The 17,145-nt window shown below is 54.2% G+C and carries 20 protein-coding genes; 7 read left to right on the top strand and 13 right to left on the bottom strand.

Features of this window, described 5'->3' with window-relative positions; genetic code table 11:
* Positions 1–8 precede the first annotated feature (8 nt).
* The 4 genes from ACR0AL_RS14635 to ACR0AL_RS14620 form a co-directional block, all read right to left on the bottom strand.
* Complete coding sequence (locus tag ACR0AL_RS14635) at positions 9–1,703, bottom strand: adenylate/guanylate cyclase domain-containing protein (protein ID WP_480663568.1); 1,695 nt, start codon at positions 1,701–1,703, stop codon at positions 9–11.
* On the bottom strand, positions 1,700–2,179 hold the full coding sequence (locus ACR0AL_RS14630) for a GFA family protein (RefSeq protein WP_480663566.1): 480 nt from the start codon (positions 2,177–2,179) through the stop codon (positions 1,700–1,702). Before ACR0AL_RS14630 ends, ACR0AL_RS14635 begins: the two co-directional genes overlap by 4 nt.
* A 307-nt stretch (positions 2,180–2,486) precedes the next feature.
* Positions 2,487–3,632 carry a M24 family metallopeptidase gene (locus tag ACR0AL_RS14625; protein WP_480663564.1) on the bottom strand — a complete coding sequence of 382 codons (1,146 nt, stop codon included), beginning with the start codon at positions 3,630–3,632 and terminating at the stop codon, positions 2,487–2,489.
* A 229-nt stretch (positions 3,633–3,861) separates the two neighbouring features.
* Positions 3,862–4,779, bottom strand: coding sequence for a homocysteine S-methyltransferase family protein (locus ACR0AL_RS14620; protein ID WP_480663562.1), 918 nt, complete (start codon positions 4,777–4,779; stop codon positions 3,862–3,864).
* 267 nt (positions 4,780–5,046) lie between these two features.
* On the opposite strand from ACR0AL_RS14620, the gene ACR0AL_RS14615 reads away from it, so the two are divergent.
* On the top strand, positions 5,047–5,451 hold the full coding sequence (locus ACR0AL_RS14615) for a GFA family protein (RefSeq protein ID WP_480663560.1): 405 nt from the start codon (positions 5,047–5,049) through the stop codon (positions 5,449–5,451).
* Here the strand turns inward: ACR0AL_RS14615 and ACR0AL_RS14610 are convergent.
* Positions 5,400–6,230 carry a class I SAM-dependent methyltransferase gene (locus ACR0AL_RS14610; protein WP_480663558.1) on the bottom strand — a complete coding sequence of 277 codons (831 nt, stop codon included), beginning with the start codon at positions 6,228–6,230 and terminating at the stop codon, positions 5,400–5,402. The genes ACR0AL_RS14615 and ACR0AL_RS14610 overlap by 52 nt on opposite strands.
* A 214-nt stretch (positions 6,231–6,444) precedes the next feature.
* On the opposite strand from ACR0AL_RS14610, the gene ACR0AL_RS14605 reads away from it, so the two are divergent.
* The 3 genes from ACR0AL_RS14605 (at position 6,445) to ACR0AL_RS14595 (ending at position 8,645) form a co-directional block, all read left to right on the top strand.
* Positions 6,445–6,957 carry a DUF6653 family protein gene (locus ACR0AL_RS14605; protein WP_480663556.1) on the top strand — a complete coding sequence of 171 codons (513 nt, stop codon included), beginning with the start codon at positions 6,445–6,447 and terminating at the stop codon, positions 6,955–6,957.
* A 648-nt stretch (positions 6,958–7,605) separates the two neighbouring features.
* Entirely contained in the window at positions 7,606–8,298 is a 693-nt protein-coding gene (locus ACR0AL_RS14600; RefSeq protein WP_480663554.1) for an AAA family ATPase, read from the top strand.
* A gap of 53 nt (positions 8,299–8,351) precedes the next feature.
* Complete coding sequence (locus ACR0AL_RS14595) at positions 8,352–8,645, top strand: hypothetical protein (protein WP_480663552.1); 294 nt, start codon at positions 8,352–8,354, stop codon at positions 8,643–8,645.
* A 477-nt stretch (positions 8,646–9,122) separates the two neighbouring features.
* Here the strand turns inward: ACR0AL_RS14595 and ACR0AL_RS14590 are convergent, their stop codons facing one another.
* From ACR0AL_RS14590 to ACR0AL_RS14560, 7 genes are all read right to left on the bottom strand, one after another.
* Positions 9,123–9,965, bottom strand: coding sequence for a CopD family protein (locus tag ACR0AL_RS14590; protein WP_480663550.1), 843 nt, complete (start codon positions 9,963–9,965; stop codon positions 9,123–9,125).
* 32 nt (positions 9,966–9,997) lie between these two features.
* Positions 9,998–10,342, bottom strand: coding sequence for a copper resistance CopC family protein (locus ACR0AL_RS14585; protein ID WP_480663548.1), 345 nt, complete (start codon positions 10,340–10,342; stop codon positions 9,998–10,000).
* 12 nt (positions 10,343–10,354) lie between these two features.
* Positions 10,355–10,819 carry a c-type cytochrome gene (locus ACR0AL_RS14580; RefSeq protein ID WP_480663546.1) on the bottom strand — a complete coding sequence of 155 codons (465 nt, stop codon included), beginning with the start codon at positions 10,817–10,819 and terminating at the stop codon, positions 10,355–10,357.
* Entirely contained in the window at positions 10,819–11,286 is a 468-nt protein-coding gene (locus ACR0AL_RS14575; RefSeq protein ID WP_480663544.1) for a DUF411 domain-containing protein, read from the bottom strand. Before ACR0AL_RS14575 ends, ACR0AL_RS14580 begins: the two co-directional genes overlap by 1 nt.
* Positions 11,287–11,344: 58 nt before the next feature.
* Positions 11,345–11,680 carry a hypothetical protein gene (locus ACR0AL_RS14570; RefSeq protein WP_480663542.1) on the bottom strand — a complete coding sequence of 112 codons (336 nt, stop codon included), beginning with the start codon at positions 11,678–11,680 and terminating at the stop codon, positions 11,345–11,347.
* 209 nt (positions 11,681–11,889) lie between these two features.
* Positions 11,890–12,429: a luciferase domain-containing protein gene (locus ACR0AL_RS14565; protein ID WP_480663540.1), complete on the bottom strand. Its 540-nt coding sequence runs from the start codon at positions 12,427–12,429 to the stop codon at positions 11,890–11,892.
* 65 nt (positions 12,430–12,494) lie between these two features.
* Positions 12,495–13,085, bottom strand: a complete 591-nt coding sequence (locus ACR0AL_RS14560; RefSeq protein WP_480663538.1) for a YceI family protein — start codon at positions 13,083–13,085, stop codon at positions 12,495–12,497.
* Positions 13,086–13,209: 124 nt separating this feature from the next.
* Here ACR0AL_RS14560 and ACR0AL_RS14555 point away from each other — a divergent pair, with 124 nt between their 5' ends.
* Positions 13,210–13,791 carry a TetR/AcrR family transcriptional regulator gene (locus ACR0AL_RS14555; RefSeq protein ID WP_170634835.1) on the top strand — a complete coding sequence of 194 codons (582 nt, stop codon included), beginning with the start codon at positions 13,210–13,212 and terminating at the stop codon, positions 13,789–13,791.
* A 463-nt stretch (positions 13,792–14,254) separates the two neighbouring features.
* On the opposite strand, the gene ACR0AL_RS14550 is transcribed toward ACR0AL_RS14555, so the two are convergent.
* Entirely contained in the window at positions 14,255–14,953 is a 699-nt protein-coding gene (locus ACR0AL_RS14550; RefSeq protein WP_480663536.1) for a hypothetical protein, read from the bottom strand.
* A gap of 223 nt (positions 14,954–15,176) precedes the next feature.
* Between ACR0AL_RS14550 and ACR0AL_RS14545 the strand changes: the two genes are divergently transcribed.
* Together ACR0AL_RS14545 and ACR0AL_RS14540 are read left to right on the top strand one after the other, a co-directional pair.
* Positions 15,177–16,058, top strand: a complete 882-nt coding sequence (locus ACR0AL_RS14545) for a cation diffusion facilitator family transporter (protein ID WP_480663534.1) — start codon at positions 15,177–15,179, stop codon at positions 16,056–16,058.
* A 159-nt stretch (positions 16,059–16,217) separates the two neighbouring features.
* Positions 16,218–17,087 carry a hypothetical protein gene (locus ACR0AL_RS14540; protein WP_480663532.1) on the top strand — a complete coding sequence of 290 codons (870 nt, stop codon included), beginning with the start codon at positions 16,218–16,220 and terminating at the stop codon, positions 17,085–17,087.
* Positions 17,088–17,145 lie beyond the last annotated feature (58 nt).

Below are 17,145 nucleotides of genomic sequence, written 5' to 3'. Positions count from 1 at the left end.
GAGAGAGCTTACTCGGGCAGCCCCACTAAACGAAGTCCATCCAGGATTGCGTCCCAACGTGTTGGGTCCTGAAAATGGAACCTGCGCACGCCGCTAACTCGGAAGTCCGGATCTGACGCAATTAGGGCATCCCGCGCCCTTTCTCCTTCATCAGGTAGACCAGCCTGACCGGCTGCGCTGGCAAGGTACATTTGTGCGACCGGCAGCCCCGGCGAATTTTGTAGCGCTCGGTTGGCGCTGGCGATGGCATTCTCGAAGTCGCCCATAACCAGATAAGTCTGGGCCAACGCTTGTGGGACACGGTGATATATCCGGTTCTTGGCAAGAGAAAACGAGCCCTTTTTGATGGACTTCAGCGCTAACTCTGGTTGGCCCATCAGGTTCTGAATCCAGCCCAGTACCATATGCCCCTGGGCGAACTGCGGACTGATTTCGAACCCGCGTTCAACACACCGCACCGCCGCTTCCAAATCGCCGGTAATACCGTAGTGAAAAATCCCCCGGATCAGGTGCAAGTAGTCGCTTTGGTCATTCAACGATACCGCCTTGCTCAACCCGGCGTCGGCCGCTTCGATATCCTCCGTGTTTATCGGACGGTAACCCCATACCAATTCGCCGATCAACGTGTTCGCCTTCATTCCAACGGCCATAAAATTGCGTGGCTGGACCGTCAGGATCCTGTCCAGCAGACGGCCCGCCGCGTCCCATTCTTCGGGCTGCGATCCCATCATGTAATGCCCTGCGAGGTTCAGCATTGCCTCGAGATCGTTTGTCTCTGTCTCAGCCGCGTGCTCAGCAATTCGTTGCAGAATTCCGTATCGGATCGTTGTTGCGATTTCACCTGACAACAGATCTTCCGCCAAGAAGGGATCGGAAAGATCACCGTTCATCCGCTGGGTCAGATAGGTTGCTGACGTGCTCGTCTCGCGTAGCTTTAGGGTGGTACGGACCTGGTTGCCGGACGCCTGAAACACTGCGGTTGCGATATGATCCGGGTCCGCATCGAGAGCGATCAGATCCAATCCGGTCAGATTGGCAAGCGCCGCCTCTACCGTGTGATTGCAGGCCTCTGCCAGCATCTTGGCATCATCATTGCTGCCAAGGGCTTCGAATGCCGCGAGGGCTATGGTCGGTTTCCTGGATGTACCACCGATGGGTGGTGTGCTGACACCGTTCTGTGCACCATCTTGGTCGGGGGGCCAAACAAAGGCGCGGATCGGGCGCGAGATGTTTTTTAATGTCAATTCACCGACATCCGCAAATAGCACGTCCATTACGCCAACGATCTGGTCACGAACGGCAGCGGAGATGCAAATCCCGCCCGTCGGGGCTGCGCCCTCCAAGCGAGCTGCGAGATTCACACCGTCACCATAGATATCGCCGTCATCAACAACCACATCGCCTATGTGAAGGCCCATGCGGTAACTGATCTGCCGATCCTGAGGCGTGGATTCTTCCTCTGCGCGAACGGCTTCTTGTGCAGATATCGCGAAGCGAACCGCTTCCACTACACTAGAAAACTCGGCCAGAAATCCGTCGCCCGTTGACTTGATGATCTTACCACCTGCCTGCGCAACACCGGGATCAAACACGGACACGCGCAGTTCTTTCTGACGGGCCAGCGTGGCTTCCTCGGCAGCTTCCACAAGCCGCGAGAAGCCGACAATGTCAGCCGCCAAGATCGAAGTGAGTTTGCGTTTCAACCTTCGGCTCGCGTGTTCAAGGAAATCCAACCGGTTTTGTCCGGTTCGGTCACAGCGGCACCATCCCCTCCAAACGATGTCGGAACCGTCTTCCACTTCGGCAGGCCTTCAGCCATGTCGAAAACACGCTCGCCGTAGAAGATGTGAAAGGCCGGCTCGAAGCTCAAACCGGATTCGGCCAGCGACATTGCGTAGACCGCTACAATGTCCTTTCCGGGTTTGATATTCACCAATGCACCCCCGCATTTGCCGCAGGAAACACGATGGCTTTCATCATTCTTGTCCGAGTGAACCGTCGGTCCTGACAACGAGACATTGTCTGCCGACCAGAGGCACCAGGCATTAACCGGCGCCGAATGCCATTTTCTGCAAGAGTGGCAATGACAATAAGCCATGACCATCGGCTCACCGGCAGTAGAAACACTACATGCGCCGCAATAACAGATTCCTCGGTAGGTTTCAGAATCATCACTCATTTTCCATCTACCCCCAATCGAACAATGGCTGTTAACGCAAGTTTTCCGCCACGCCTTCTTCTCCAATGCACTGCCAGTTATACATTCCAATTGCCGGGTCCCAAAGTGGCTTATTTACCTCTGAAACTGCGCTATCGAAGGTGCCGGAGGTGCTTCCAACTTCTCGCACCTTATCGCGTTGCGGATGCCTAAAGATGCAACGCAATCGCGAGATCGTGGAGCAAAACTTACAAAATCCTAAGACCCGGCTCGCCATTTCAGGCGCTCGCCACGCCAATGCATTCAAAAGACTGCGTTGGTCAGAAGGTCAAAGGATAACGGCATCCAAGGACTTTGGATGTTCCGTTATTGCCTCCCAACCATCTTCGGTGATTATGAAACTGTCGCCAACCTGCGCACGAAATGTATCGACTGACACTGAACCATCAACAGCGAAAACCATCCCTGGCTGCAACACTGTCGTGTCGCCGGTGACGAGCTGTGGTTTCTCCAAAAAGCTATAGCCGGTCGCGCGACCACACCGGAACGGGTATTCAAAACCCGCCCCCTGGATAACCTCGGCATAGGCGGTATGCACACTTTCGGCGGTCACACCTGGGCGCAGCTCTGCCAGTGCGGCGGCCTGACTTGCCACGGCAACCTCATAGATATTCTCTTGTTGTTTGTCCGCCACCTCACCAATCCAAAAGGTGCGGTCAAAACCCAGTTTGAAGCGGTGAAAATTGGTCATGCCGCAAAAGCACAAAAACACCGGCTCGCCTCGTTTCATGATCCGGGTTGAGGCGCGATGATGGGTTTTGGTGATGGTGTCGCCCGACGCCATTATTTGCAGAAAATGAGTGTTGGGCGACATGTCCGCGTCATCGTAATGCGCCACTAAAAGCTCGGCGGCCTTTCGTGTTCCAGCCTGGGACGTGGCAATCGCAACTTCGAACTCCGGCACTCCGTCTGCAATGGCGTCGCGTCCGGCGTCCATCATAGCGCTTGCAACTTGCCCGGCATGCCGGGCAAGTTGAAGTTCCTGGGCGGATTTTATCATTCGCATTTCAGCCAATATCGGTGTGGCGCTGACCAGGTTTTCCACCGGGACCAACGTTTCCAGATATGTCCGCACAACAGGCGGCATGTGATCAGGCTCGATCCCGACGCGCTTTGCCATTTTGACCGCTTTAGGCAGTTCCGATCTCCACTCTTCGCCCATACCGTCATTCCAGGCCGCGATACGATCAACATGAGCCGCCGAACGTGCCGCGTTCAGGTCTATTGTCGGCGTGATCAGCAGGCTTTCGCCTGATCGGTGCACAATCAGGATGGTTGGACGCCCGAACTCCATATGCAAGTAGTCATAATAGCCCGTCAGATAATAAACGTTGTCGTCATCGGTGATGAGAGCAACGTCGATTCCGGCTTCTTGCATATGAGTGCGAAAGCTTGTCATCCTCCCAGCAAACATCGTCAGTCTCCATCCTGAAGGTGTCAGTTGAGCTTCTCAAATTGAGTTGCGTGATCGAGACGGTAGAACACGTTTGGTCCACGGTCTATAAAAGCAAAGTCAAGCACCTGTCATGACGCTTCGCCAGCATTTCATCGGAATTACTTCTCGGATCACTGTTTTTCCCGTTAAAGCCTATCATCAAGCTTCACGCATACGGTGATACGCCGCCGTAAGTAAAATAGCAGCGCTATCTGCGACCTACCTCCAAAGCCATTTCCCTCAGGTGTCGCATATCCGTACCGCAGCAACCGCCAAACACCCTGATAGACGGGTTTTCCCGCAGGACATCCGCAATTTCTTTGCCGAGTTGCACGGGATCTCCTTCATCCAATGTATCTGCCTCATCCAGTTCTGCGTGCGAACAACTTGATGCATTGGCAACAACACCTTTGAGCCTTGGATGCGCGTTGAGCGCGTCGGCAAAGTGCGTCGGGTGTGCGCAGTTGACCATGTAGAACAGAGCCGCGCCGTCTGTTTCTGCTTCGATCTGGTCTATGGCATCAACAAGCTTTGTGCCGTCAGCCAAACAGCCATCGGTTTCGACGACCAATGACAAAATGATGGGTAAACCAATATCTCTTGCAGCCAGAACACAGCCAGCAGCCTCGCTTAGGCGGTTGAACGTGTACGCGGTCACAAGATCAACACTGGTTTCCTTCAGAACAGCAAGTTGCGCACCGTGGTAACTTCGCGCCTGTTCAACTGTCATGGGCGGTATGTCAGCGTAAGGATCGTATCTTGGGCCAACGCAGGCGGAAACCAAAACGTCATCCCGACCAGAAGCCTGGCGCACCACCTCCATCAGTGCGACACCATCCTTGTTTACCTCACGAAGGCGTTCAGCATCGTAGCCCAAAGGTGAAGCACGGTCGGCATTGGCCATCCATGTTGGCGCGTCGAGAATACACCCAACACCCATATCGTCGGCCAATTGCACGAGCGCTTGCATTTGTCCGGCCAGAACAGCCCGGGTGTCGGGTTTCTCCAGCAAGGGAAACGAGGCAAATCCTGGGAGCTCGATACCGTGGTTAAAGATCAGGTCCGTACCTGTACCTGCATAAACCAAAAATTTCTTGTCACCCTCGTCTGGAAGTTTCCGCGCCATTTTGCACCCCTCGAAAACCGACATTACTCTGCGTCCACAATAACAATGATCACATCTTCTGCAAAACCGAGGTGTTTACTTGCCCGTCCGGACGCTTTCTCCATTCGCGGTATCGGCTATGCATGTTTAGGCGTGAACCGCCGGAGTTTCTGAACAAGCGTGGCTGTACCGTTCTAACCGATAGCCGGTCCTCGTTACCTCGGAGCGGCAGGTTCAAGCTGACACAAAGAACTGGCCGTTCTATCCTTTCCAGGTGGAGGAGAGGTCATGGATGATAAGATCGAAGGAGGCTGCAAATGTGGGCTGGTGCGATATTCTGGATTTCGCTCTGGCCTTCCGATGTTTCGATGTCACTGCCGAGATTGCCAGCAGCTCACCGGCTCGGGGCATTCAGAGATGGTGCCACTTGTGGCCAATTCTCTTTCGATTAGTGATGCGCTCAAAACATTTGAAATGACAGGAGGATCAGGGCGGTCAACCTTTAGCGGGTTTTGCCCGAACTGTGGCTCACCGCTGATCCGTAGAAGTGAACGGATGAGTGACTGCATCTACGTCCATGCGGCATCAATGGACGATCCCTCCAAGTATCATCCGGCGAAATCGATCTACAGCGAAGCAGCTCAGGCTTGGGACAAAGCAGTGATAACAACTGAAGGGGCAGGCACGAAGTAACCTCCAATGTCTTTGTTTACTTCCGCCTGAACGCGCGTTGCCAAATCCGCACGTATTGCATCACGCCGTTCTTTCGGCTGGCGCTTGAGGAGCGATGCCGCACGCACTGCACCCCCATCAAAAACATCAAAAAGCATCTTAGGATCTGAAACGCACAATTCGCTAGCAACATCGATAAGCCGCACATTGCGGAAACCTGCATCTTCGACCATTGGTTTGGCAATTCCGCTGTCTACGAGCATGTGCGCATCCGGGCCCGCAGGCAGAGTGATGGATGGGTCGGCCAGGCGTTCAACAGCATCGAACAGCCAGCCAAACGCGCCATCTGATCCTTTGCCACGCCAAATCGAGAAGGCAACTCTACCGCCCGGTTTCAGCACTCTGGTCACTTCTCTCAGACCGCGTTCGGGGTCTGGAAAATGTGGGACGCCGAACCCGATTGTGACTGCATCAAAGGTATCATCTGGAAACTCTATTGCCATTGCATCACCCTGAACGAACCGCGCCGTTGGAGCAGCTGATTGGGCAAGCTCAATCATCGGTTCAGAGAAATCCAAGCCCGTTACATCCGAGCCGCGGGCTACAAGCTCTGCTGCCACGACGCCGTGTCCGGTGCACAGATCAAGCGCTTTGCAATTCGGCCCGGCAGCGACTTCGTCTGCAAGCGTTCTGGCAACCAGGCGCGTTGCTGTTTCAAAGCCGTCGGCATACCCTTTGGCAATAGACGGATCTGCCCATCCTTGACGCTCCATCTTCTCAAAGTCCGCTGTATCAGTCACTTTAGCCCCCCAAAGCTCCAAAATGTGACAAGAATACACTCAAGCAAGGTTCGGGCCAGATATGTTTTTCAAGCCTTGCCAGGATCGATCCGGATATTCGCCATGTAATCGCGAGCACCTGATCTTAACCAAAGGACGAGACTTGAAAGCGGTTGTGATCAGTAGCGGATGGTTTCAATCTCAATAGTGGGTTTGCAGTTTCTGGAGTGACCCGATGGACATAGTTCGACTTTCCGAACACCTAATGGGTATGAAAGACGAGGTTTGGCTGCGGCATACAAACCCTTGGTCTGTCTGGACCCGCGTGCTGACACCGCTGCCCCTTTTGGCGCTGGCGATCTGGAGTCGGGCGTGGATTGGTGGTTGGGCATGGGTTGCCGTCGGCGTGGTTTTGGTCTGGGTCTGGATCAACCCGCGTGCATTTGCCCGACCTAAGACTTTCGACAGCTGGTCAGCCCAAGGTGTATTGGGCGAGCGTGTCTGGCTGCGACACCGAGACAAGATTGCGGCTCATCATATACGAGTGGCCAAAGCACTGGCCTATGCCAGCGGGTTAGGTCTTCTGCCGTTTGCATACGGCCTTTGGGCGTACGACTTGGGATTCACATGCCTCGGCATAGTTGTGATCTCTGGTGGCAAGATGTGGTTTGTTGACCGAATGGCGTGGATCTGGAGCGACTTTCTGCGTGATGGTGGGGTGCTGGAAGACCTGGCGGCTGGGACGTAGGCCCAGTCACTTATCTTTCAACGCCAGCCCCCAAAGTCTTGCTGCCCGGGCAGGCTCCCACCTTTCAGCAAAAGATTATGCGAACATTGCTACTTCCATTGCAGGCGAAAAAACTCAGTGCGACTCCCAGGCTGGCGATTTGCCGATCTTCTCGGTCAGGTAATCAATAAACACTCGAACTTTGGGGGTCAGCACGTTGGATTTGGGATACCAGTCTTTGAAAGCTCTGCTGAAATTGTTTGGATTGTTGTCCCCAAGTTCAGTTGCGGCCGTTGTAACAGACAGATCTCCTGACTTGAGTATTTCCGATGCCGTTCCCATCACGACGCGGTTGCTCAACTCACGGAAATCACGGTGAACGCGGGCTTTGCCAACGGTGTTGAGCTTTCAGATGTCGCCTATGACGGCGTCACGTCCGCTCTTCGAGTAAACGTGAATGTGCACGCACCCCTTCTTTGCGTGACTGACGTATTCGACATCGCTTCAGGGGATCTGAGCTTGCCCGGTAAGGTAAAGTAAGTCGGTGGTGGCTCCATTGAATCCACTCAAAACTATTGCCGCTCAATTTGGTGGCCCTCCGACGGTAGGGAACCAAGATGAGTCTAAGGTTCCCAAAGGTTCCCTCATTGCAACTTCGTCATCGAAGGGATGGTTCATGATATTGAGTGCCGGTGGAGCATCGGATCTGACATCCTTCATATCCAACCCACCCTACTGGTTGGCGAGCCCGGCGTCGGCAAAACAGCTTTTGCAAAGACAGCCTGTAAAGCTCTCGGCCTTTATGTGCAAAGCGCAAATGTCGGCGGCAAATCGGAGAACCATTTGTTTGGTCTTTCGGTAGGTTGGAGTTCTGCGCATGCAGGGATCGTGACGGAGGCCGTGGCAACGGCACGCGTCCTTAACCCAATGATCATCCTCGACGAAATCGACAAGACGCACGCGAGCCGCAACGGAGGTATCACCGGCGAACTTCTTGCGTTGCTCGAGCCCTCTGAGGCCAGGAGATATCGAGAGAAATATCTGGCGGCTGACGTGGATGCCTCACATGTGAGCTGGATTTTGACCGCAAATGATTTGAGTGGCGTACCCGCCCCTCTTCTCAGCCGTTGCACAATCTATGAAATCCCGCCCCCGACACCAGAGCAACTACCTGCGATCATTCAAAGCCTGGTGAGCGAATTCGCCAATGAGTTTGGGTTGCGGCCCGAGTTCTTTCGGCTGAATCTTGGCGATGTTGAAGCTCTGGTAGGCACCTATGAGCAGCACAGATCAGTGCGGGCACTGAGACGGCTGGTGCGGGGCCTTCTGCATCAAAAGACCAAAAACCACTCGTGGAACTAAGGCGGGCCCACGAGGGTCAAGCGTGCAGACACACCAAAATAGGAAGGACGAAAATGCTAAGAGTTGTTGTTTATGTAAATCGTACCCCAATCGCGGAAGCCTGTGCAGGGAACATGTCCGGACTTTCTGATATCTCCGACTACAAAGTCAGAGTATTCGAAGACGAAGCCCCACATCTCGACATCCCGGCTCAGGATGTGACCGGCTGGATCAAGGGGCACACACGCCGTAGTAGCGTTTGGTATCTGGTTCGAAAAATTGCAGAGTTGGCTGTACGGCAGATTGAAGCAACATCTGACAATGAGCACGATGTGTCGCCAGATGACACCCAGAAAAACGAGCAATGAAGAGTACCGGAGCCGGTCTCCCGCCCTTCTGCACCATTGCAAAATACTCGCGCTGGAAGACGAGCTTGTTTGCAGAATTAGAGCCTCTCCTGAAGAAGCGCTCGCACGCCCGAGAACTGGCTTTCTGAGGGCGATGGAGTATTATGCAAAGTTAGCCAATTGCCCGAAAGCGTCAGATACAGAGGGGAATGGGAATGTCGGAAGAAGGTCCCAATAAGACTACCGAAGAATTCGAGAAACGCTGCGAAGTAGACGCCATCACGGTGGCCTTTCTCCTACTCAAAGCAGCTCAATTCGCCTCAGAGGATGGGCTAACGCGAAAAAGCATGAGCGCTGATAAGTGGAACAAACTCGCCCCAAAGCAGCTCTAGAAAGAGCAAGTGTCGCCGTTTTTTGAAATGGCGCGATGGGTCGCTAGCAGCCCCAAGCGGACATTCGTAACAAGTATTTTCAGCTCCTGCTTCGGACCATAGGCCGTCAGAGATTGATAGGAGGTGTCGTCACACTGGTTAGCGTCGCCGTTGCAAACAGGATCAGGACAACAGCAAACATCTCCATCGAAATCGACCACCGGAGAGCAATTTCCGCACCACGCTTCTCAGTCCTGAGAGCCGGAACAAATCTCAGCTTGTTCAGCGCCGCGAGGCCAAGAAGGGCAGAAACGATCACGACCTTGATCAAAAACCCCAATCCATATGCCGTCCCAAACAAGGCGGCTACGGAGCCCGAAAGCAACCACGCGAGCGCTGCACCTGCAACAATCAGGACGGCAACTCCATAAGCAGCGACATTGCCAAAGTGGTGGAGTAGATCGGCCCCAGTGGGAGTGAGTGCCGCTTTGCGCAAGGGCAGGAGAGCGCCAACCCAAAAGGCGACTGCCAGCAGATGCAGAACCAGCAAGACGGTGAGAGCCGCTCTAGGCTCTCCGAGGGAGTGTCCCACCTGGGCAAAGGAAACCGCAACGGCAAGGCTGCCCGCCAAAGCGATCCACTGCCCGACGCGGGGAAGCAGGATTGCCAATATCGCAAGTTCACCCACCACTCGCCAAATCGCGGCGGTGCCAAGCGGACTGTCCCAAACAAAACAAAGCATCATTGGGTCCGTCGCGCCCTCAAAGCCCATTCCGGATATCCGCGCTGCTCTGATGCCAAAACGTAAAGCAAGCACGGCCAAACCGACAATCGCAGCTCCGACCGCGAGGTGCCGCGCAAGGCGTAAAACAGACTCTTCAGCGCGCTTGGCAAAGAGGACCGCGAACAGGACGCTGCCCATCGCCAGCAGCGCCGCGCCGTAGCCAAGTGCTTTCGCCAAAATGGCCAAGACGACAACACCGTCAATGGGGGCCAGCCCAGTCACTCAGCGACTGTGAAAGAGAAGCTACCCTGCATCGGATGACCGTCTGACGCCATACCTCGCCAGTCGAAGCGATAGCTTCCTGGTGCAAGCTCTTCCAAGGGCATGGCCCGAAACTCTATGGCGGGGTCCATACCCGTTTCGCGGTCAATTTCGACGACGCCATCGGGTGAGCTCAGCGTGACCGAGACTATGCGCATCGGATCATCGAACCGCATGGAAAGCTCTGGCACATCCGTGACAGTCGCGCCGTCAGCCGGCGTCGTTTCTTCGGACTTTGAATGCGCAATCGCAAGCATTGGAGCCATTGCTACAACCAAGCCGAAAAGAGATTGTTTGATCATCTGAGTTATCCCCTATTCGGACTGGGCAATCAGTTCGTCGTGATACTCACGAAGGTCATCGGGCCAGGTTGACTTGATAAAAGATAGCACCGCTGTGATTTCGTCATCGCCGAGAACACCCTCATAGACCGGCATACCAGTTGCGGGCGCATTCTCCATCAGTCCGGCCAGGCCAAATTTGGTCAGGGTGAAGAGCGTTTCATCATCGTGGTGCCACGTATGCCCCGTTGCGTCATGCGGAGGTGCTGGTAGCAAACCATCCTCGCCGCGTATCCGCCAGTTTGGCTGTCCTTCAAGACTCGCTCCGTGGCAGGCAGCACATTGGTCCGCGTAGATATCTTGACCAATGGCGACAACTTCCGCGTCATCAGGTGTCAGTAGACCAACCGCTTTGGAGGGCTGGGCCAGAACGAACGCTCCGGCGAAACCGGCGAGCGCAAGCCCACCGGTGACCAATAGTGTTGTATGCCCTACCATCAGGTATCGAACGGCTGCGCGGTGCCCGCCCGGTAGTACACCGTTCCGGTCCCAGCCTCTCCCCCAAATGCGATGACGTCATAACGGGCGGACGGATCGTCGCCCATACCAGGGGAGCCCATTGGCATGCCAGGAACAGCAAGCCCTGTGATATCAGGCCGATCCGTCAGCACGGCTTCCAGTGCTTCGAACGGCACATGGCCTTCAAAGACATAACCATCGGCTTCAATGGTGTGACAGGATGCGAGGTTCAGCGGGATACCCCGCGCTGACTTCTGTGCCTCGGCGTCCGTCAGTTCCTCAACGGTGACGGCGTAGCCACGCGCGCGAGCCAATTCGGCCCATGCGTGGCAACATCCGCAACCTGGTGAGCTGAGTACGTGCATTGGGGCGCCTGCACGGACTGGAAGAGCGGTCGCGATGAGGGCAGTTGCAGACAGTGTGGTGAAGTGACGACGTGTGATCATGTCTGTCGGTCCTTTGATGTGAAATTTGAACGGATTGCGGGCGGGCGCCCATTGCCGTTCAGGCTTTCGGAGGACCGGTGGGGACGCCCATTGCGAGGCCCGAAAAATCGGAATCAGCGTGCGTCACACCACCCACTGAGATCACCAATGGAGAAATCGGCGAAATCCCCGCCGTGGCGACAAGATCACCAAAACAGGGTGTTGAACCCATGCCGCTAGTGGTGTCGCAACAATCCGCAACAGCTTTCTCGGCATTAGCCAACGGATCGTCGTCCGCCATTTGAGCATGATGACCAGAATGATCCGATCCATGGGTCAAGCCATGCTTCACGGACGCTGCGGATGCGCCAGAGAATGCAACAACAAGAAGTATCGACAGGATCAAGCGAAACATACCAAATATCTACTGGGGGTATGCAGTTTTGACAAGTTACGAGGATGTGTCGAAGCAAACGATCCTAGTTGCATCCATTGAAGTTGCGCCACATCTCTGGATCCGGCCCGTCTAATGCGGTTTTACATGAATCACCTGAAATTCCGGTAAAACTGAATTTTGACTGACCTGCTTATTTGTCAGCAACGGAAAGGTCAGCAGGTGGGCGTTTAGCCCAGAGTGATGCCGGTGATGAAGGTGTACGAGCTTTCAACCAGATCGATGACGACATCCAGCTCTTCGGGTGTGGTTGGAGTATAGATCATGACAAAGCCGCTCCACCCAGGACGTTGCTTGGCCCAAGGGTGTGCGACGGCCCAGCCAGCCTCAATTGCCCTTCGCGCCATTTCTGGGTCGAGCGAGGCGTGCAAGCTGCCATCAGGATGCATGTGCGCAAACTCAAACCTACCGACGATAGAGTTCGGTTGGGATAACAACATATCGGGATCAAGCTGAAAGCCAATCGCGCCAGGTAATGATATGCGTGTGGGGCCAAGTGTGACCCCCGGGAATTGTGCAACTCGCTCCAGCAATAGCTGGGCCAAATCGGCCTTAATTTCGACACCAATCTGAGTGTGCGGCACGCCGCTTGTCGTTTCGGGACGGGGCGAGATGCGCTCCGGCAAGGAGCGCTCTTGCGCGGACGCCATCGAGCACATCAATGTCACTACCGTCACAGCAACCGCCAATGTTTTCAGGTGTACATTCATCGTGTTGACCATCCGCCAAAATTAAAGATTGAGTGCTCAGCGCCGTATCGGTGCCCCTGCACGCATCATTCAGCTTTTAACGCTTCAATATTTATCAAGAGCTCTATCTCGTCGCTCACCGCAGGTGCAAAGGCCCCAAGTCCGAATTCAGACCGCACGATAGTCGCCGTTGCTGCCAGCCCCAAGGTCGGTGTGCCCTCCTTTTCGCCAAAAGGGTATGGCGCTGACTTGTTAAGCGTTGTTTCCAAAACAACAGGTTTGGTGACGCCATTCATGGTCAGGTCGCCGGAAATATTCGCGCTATTGTCCCCGGTCACTTCAATGCTGGTTGAGGCGAATGTGACCACGTCACCGTCACTCGCGCTGAAAAAGTCATCGGACATGAAGTGTTGCAAACGGGCATCCCAGCCCGTGATCATGGATTTTATAGGCATAGACACTGTGACAGACGACGCAGACGGATCATCTTCGTTGAACTCTATCTCACCGCTAAAACCTGAGAACATTCCAAATGTTTCTGAGAACCCGATGTGGTCGTAGCTGAACAATACCTGGCTGTGTCCAGGATCCAGCTCGTAAGTGCCGCTCTCGGACAATGCGGTTGTCGCACCCATCGATAAGAGTACCGCCAGCGGGGTTGCTGCCACTTTGAACATTGATACGCTCCCATTTTGACAAGACGTGTTTGTGGAATTGAGTTTTGGGATTTAGGTTTTGGCCGATCATACTTTTAGGACAAAATGTTCTACTATGCAACAAAATGTTCTATAGGAGGAGTGATTGAAAGAAGATCCCAGGCTGATCGCCACACGACAGACTGCGCTTGATGCTGCGCAAAAGATACTGATGGATGAAGGCGTGCTGCACGTAACTCATGGCGCAGTTTCAAAGGCAACGGGCATTTCGCGCAGTACACTTTACAGGCACTGGCCAGATGCGCGCAGTCTGCGTGATGCAGCATTCCGGCGCATCGCAACACCGCCAAACATACCGCCCAAAACCGATGGCCCGCTACGATCTGACCTGCGCTGGTTACTCGGTGTACTGATGGGAGCCTTGAATGACACACCGTGGGGCCAAATCGCGCCTCAGGTGGTCGCTGCTGCGTCCACCGACGAAGAAGCAAGGTTAGTGATAACAGAATTCATGAAAGACAGGTTCGCGAGTGTTGAAGCAGTATTTACAGCCGCAATAGACCGCGATGAGATCACCGCCGACGTTCCGGTCGACCAACTCATAGAACTAGCAGTCGCGGCACCTTATTTCCGCAAGCTCATTCGTCACGAGGCACTGGACGAAGAGTGGTTGGACAAACATGTCGGTCTGCTTTGCAGCATCGCGAAAACCAATTCGGGACAGTGACCATCGCCTGACTATGCAATCAAAGCGGCCAATAAACATAACAGTTTCCAAGATCGCAGTATGGCTACGTTCGCCGCTTGACATCAGCACGTCGCAGGGTCAATTCGATGCGCTCCTCACAACGTTGACGACTGCACTCTGATTTGTCGCTGCCGCTAATTCACAATGCAACATGAACACCTTTGGGTTCAGTGTCGCCCACGGCAATGTCGACTTTCGGGAACCGGCCAAACATTGCAATGTCCAGTATCCTCCTCGGATGCGCCTTTCGCTGACTTGCACATAAGTGACTTGAAGCAGCCCAAACTGAACCTTCTCACCCAAGCATTGCAATTTAGTAAACTCGCAACGAAGCGGCATTTAGACTATTTCCGCCCAAAAACCGCTTCCAAAACGCGATCCCCCAGACTGACTTGGTAATGTCAGGTTCAATGCGGGCGTCACGCGTACCAATGCTGCCCGATTAGTCCGTTGCGAAGCAATAAAACAGACCTGCCCCGCCTGAACGTGGCAGATGTTCCTCTCCGCAACCGCGCGAGCCGTGCGATGAGTTCCAGGACACCATGTTTCGGGCATCGTTGAGACCGATACGGTCATGATGCCCGACAATCGCAGATCCATCCTCGCTGTTCGAAGTCCAGTTACTGCATGTTGTGTCACCGCCTGCCGTAGAGAAGTAACCTGCGGAATCGGAGCCGGTCAGAATGTCATGTTTGTTCGGCTGGCTACCACGCCCATTGACGGGGTTACCGTTTTCGTCGAGCGCTGTCTGTAGACTAATGTTCACGCTGTCGCGGTGCAGTTCTTCAACATTGTTGGCGATGAGCTCTCCATTGGCATTGTGCCAGGGGCCCGATCCGATCCGGTCGCGTGCAGAAATGCCATTGGTGATCGTCATCGGGTCGGTGCTGCGATCAATGGACATTGAAGTGCTCAGATAGGCCGCAAATGTTTTGGAAGAACCGGCCGCGGAAGCGAGTGCATTACAATGGGCATCGGCGCCTTCGAGGCCGCCTAGATTGGCACCGTCCCCCTTGCCCACACTAGTGATAAAAAACGACATCTCCTCGCTTGCCGATTGCGCCTGTGCCGCCGTTGCGAAACAGCAGATTACGAGTGCAGCAACCCCATAAACAGGTGTTCTTTTGGTGAACTTCGGCATGTGTTTCTCCCTTCGTGCTGTGTAATCACTGATGCTAGTCGTATGTAACCATCGGGTCCGGATGTATGACACTATGGTGCTGGTGCGATTCACTACAGCCGGTTGTGCATGACCGACCCTCTGGCCCTAATCATTACTACCCTACTCCGGTCTTACGTGTTAAGTACGGTTGCTCACCTGTTCCCAGGATCATTTGTAACGAGTGACTGAGGGTCGTGACGGAATGACACAAAAAATCGCTCTTTGGTCCATTCCGATATCCATGGCGGTATTGGCACTAAAACTGTTGGCCTGGTGGCTAACCGGCTCGGTGGCTTTGTTGTCAGACGCAATGGAATCAACTGTGAATGTCGTTGCGGCGCTGCTGGCGTATCTCGCAGTTCGGGTTGCAAACAAGCCCCCTGATAAAAACCACCCCTTCGGTCACAAAAAAGCTGAGTATCTTTCTGCCGTCGTCGAGGGCGCACTCATTGTGCTGGCAGCATTCTTGATCATCAGAGAAGCTGTACTGGCACTTCCAAACCCGCATCTTGAGGATGCGCCGCTTCTTGGAATCGTCGTGAATGTCATTGCAACGGGTGTGAATGGCGCATGGGCTTACCTATTGCTCAAAATTGGCAGGCGCGAGGGTTCGCCTGCATTGGAGGCGAGCTCCCGGCACATTTTCACAGATGTCATGACCTCAGTTGGTGTCATAGCAGGTCTGATACTGGCGCTTGTCACCGGCTGGTTGATCCTCGACCCGATCCTGGCAATTCTTGTTGCGCTGAACATCTTGTGGGAGGGATGGAAAGTTATTCGGGCTTCAGTCGATGGTCTGATGGATGTGACACTGTCGGAGCATGACTTGCAGACCGTTTCTAAAGCAATCGAAGCAAACCTCGGCGCAGCCTTAGAATACCACGACCTCAAAGGGCGCAGGTCCGCAAATGTCATCTTCGTAGAGTTTCACCTTGTTGTGGACGGCACAATGCCAGTCAGCGCGGCGCATGATATATGCAATGACATCGAGGAAGAATTGGATCGTTTGTATCCGGGTTCCGTCTTTGTCATTCACCTCGAACCTGATGACGAGTTGAAGGGTGACGGGGTTAATTCCCACTAAACTGGTCAAATGGCTCAGCAAAAACTCTATTGGTTTGACTGATCTGACTAAGACGTTCGGCTTGAAATTCGTCAGACCTAAGCCCGATGTGGGAAAGCCGAACCAGAAGTAACCTGTCTCCAACGTCACGAAGCGTGACGCTTAGAAATGGAGGCGAAAATGAAAATTCAAAGAAAGCTGGGTCAACTTCTTAGTACAGCAGCGTTGGCTTCGTTGATTGCGGCTACGCCTTATCTGCCAGCGTTTGATGCCGATGGTCGCCTACATTTTGAACCGTCCTATGCCTTTGCCAAGAGCGGCAAGGGGAAAGACGGGGATGGTCGCGACGATGATCGGGATGATGATCGTAACGACGACAGAGATGATGACCGCGACGACAACTCGGGGTCAGGTAATAGCGGCCGTGGTGGTGACCGGGACGATGATCGTGATGACGATAGAGACGATGATCGCGACGACGACAGAGATGATGATCGTGACGACAATTCGGGATCAGGAAAAAGTGGTCGCGACGACGATGACGATGATGATGATGATGATGATGATGATGATGATGCCTCCAAACGCTCCAACAAAGGCAGCGGAAAGAAGGATCGGTCTCAAACAGGGGGCAAGCCGTCGGGTTCGGCTGGGATAACAAAGATCGAAACAAACGCTAACGGCATTGAAGTGCGTTACGCCGACGGAACCAAGGAGGAGATCGAAAACGGGCGGTATGAAAGAAAGAATGCGCAGAACCGAACTGTTGAGGAGCGCCCCGCGACTGGTGCTGACGTCTCAAGGCTCCGGTCTTTGGCAAATGGCATCTCAATCGGCAACGTGCGCTCTTCAGGGCAAGGCGGCGCTGCTGGAAGTCGGCCCACGAAAATCGAACGCCAGGGCAACAACATCGAAGTGAACTATGCCAATGGTTGGAAAGAGGAGATCGAGTTTGGGCGCTACGAGTTGAAAGACCCGTACAACCGAACTGTTGTTGAAAGAAACGCAACGGCCTCTGATCGCAGGAGGTTGCAGTCGGTTGCCAACTGAACAGCAACTCCAGTCGATAATCCGTTGGCGGCTTCTTTGAGTGAGGGGCCGTCATCGT

Source organism: Ruegeria sp. BB1, from assembly GCF_056539465.1.
Note: the sequence above shows the minus strand (reverse complement) of the source record. Positions and strands in the feature narration are given on the sequence as shown.

Excerpts from the sequence above, each read along its gene's own strand:
- ACR0AL_RS14630 (WP_480663566.1), bottom strand. The coding sequence starts at position 2,179 with ATGAGTGATGATTCTGAAACCTACCGAGGAATCTGTTATTGCGGCGCA.
- ACR0AL_RS14625 (WP_480663564.1), bottom strand. The coding sequence starts at position 3,632 with ATGTTTGCTGGGAGGATGACAAGCTTTCGCACTCATATGCAAGAAGCC.
- ACR0AL_RS14620 (WP_480663562.1), bottom strand. The coding sequence starts at position 4,779 with ATGGCGCGGAAACTTCCAGACGAGGGTGACAAGAAATTTTTGGTTTAT.
- ACR0AL_RS14615 (WP_480663560.1), top strand. The coding sequence starts at position 5,047 with ATGGATGATAAGATCGAAGGAGGCTGCAAATGTGGGCTGGTGCGATAT.
- ACR0AL_RS14605 (WP_480663556.1), top strand. The coding sequence starts at position 6,445 with ATGGACATAGTTCGACTTTCCGAACACCTAATGGGTATGAAAGACGAG.
- ACR0AL_RS14600 (WP_480663554.1), top strand. The coding sequence starts at position 7,606 with ATGGTTCATGATATTGAGTGCCGGTGGAGCATCGGATCTGACATCCTT.
- ACR0AL_RS14595 (WP_480663552.1), top strand. The coding sequence starts at position 8,352 with ATGCTAAGAGTTGTTGTTTATGTAAATCGTACCCCAATCGCGGAAGCC.
- ACR0AL_RS14585 (WP_480663548.1), bottom strand. The coding sequence starts at position 10,342 with ATGATCAAACAATCTCTTTTCGGCTTGGTTGTAGCAATGGCTCCAATG.
- ACR0AL_RS14580 (WP_480663546.1), bottom strand. The coding sequence starts at position 10,819 with ATGGTAGGGCATACAACACTATTGGTCACCGGTGGGCTTGCGCTCGCC.
- ACR0AL_RS14575 (WP_480663544.1), bottom strand. The coding sequence starts at position 11,286 with ATGATCACACGTCGTCACTTCACCACACTGTCTGCAACTGCCCTCATC.
- ACR0AL_RS14570 (WP_480663542.1), bottom strand. The coding sequence starts at position 11,680 with ATGTTTCGCTTGATCCTGTCGATACTTCTTGTTGTTGCATTCTCTGGC.
- ACR0AL_RS14565 (WP_480663540.1), bottom strand. The coding sequence starts at position 12,429 with ATGAATGTACACCTGAAAACATTGGCGGTTGCTGTGACGGTAGTGACA.
- ACR0AL_RS14560 (WP_480663538.1), bottom strand. The coding sequence starts at position 13,085 with ATGTTCAAAGTGGCAGCAACCCCGCTGGCGGTACTCTTATCGATGGGT.
- ACR0AL_RS14550 (WP_480663536.1), bottom strand. The coding sequence starts at position 14,953 with ATGCCGAAGTTCACCAAAAGAACACCTGTTTATGGGGTTGCTGCACTC.
- ACR0AL_RS14545 (WP_480663534.1), top strand. The coding sequence starts at position 15,177 with ATGACACAAAAAATCGCTCTTTGGTCCATTCCGATATCCATGGCGGTA.
- ACR0AL_RS14540 (WP_480663532.1), top strand. The coding sequence starts at position 16,218 with ATGAAAATTCAAAGAAAGCTGGGTCAACTTCTTAGTACAGCAGCGTTG.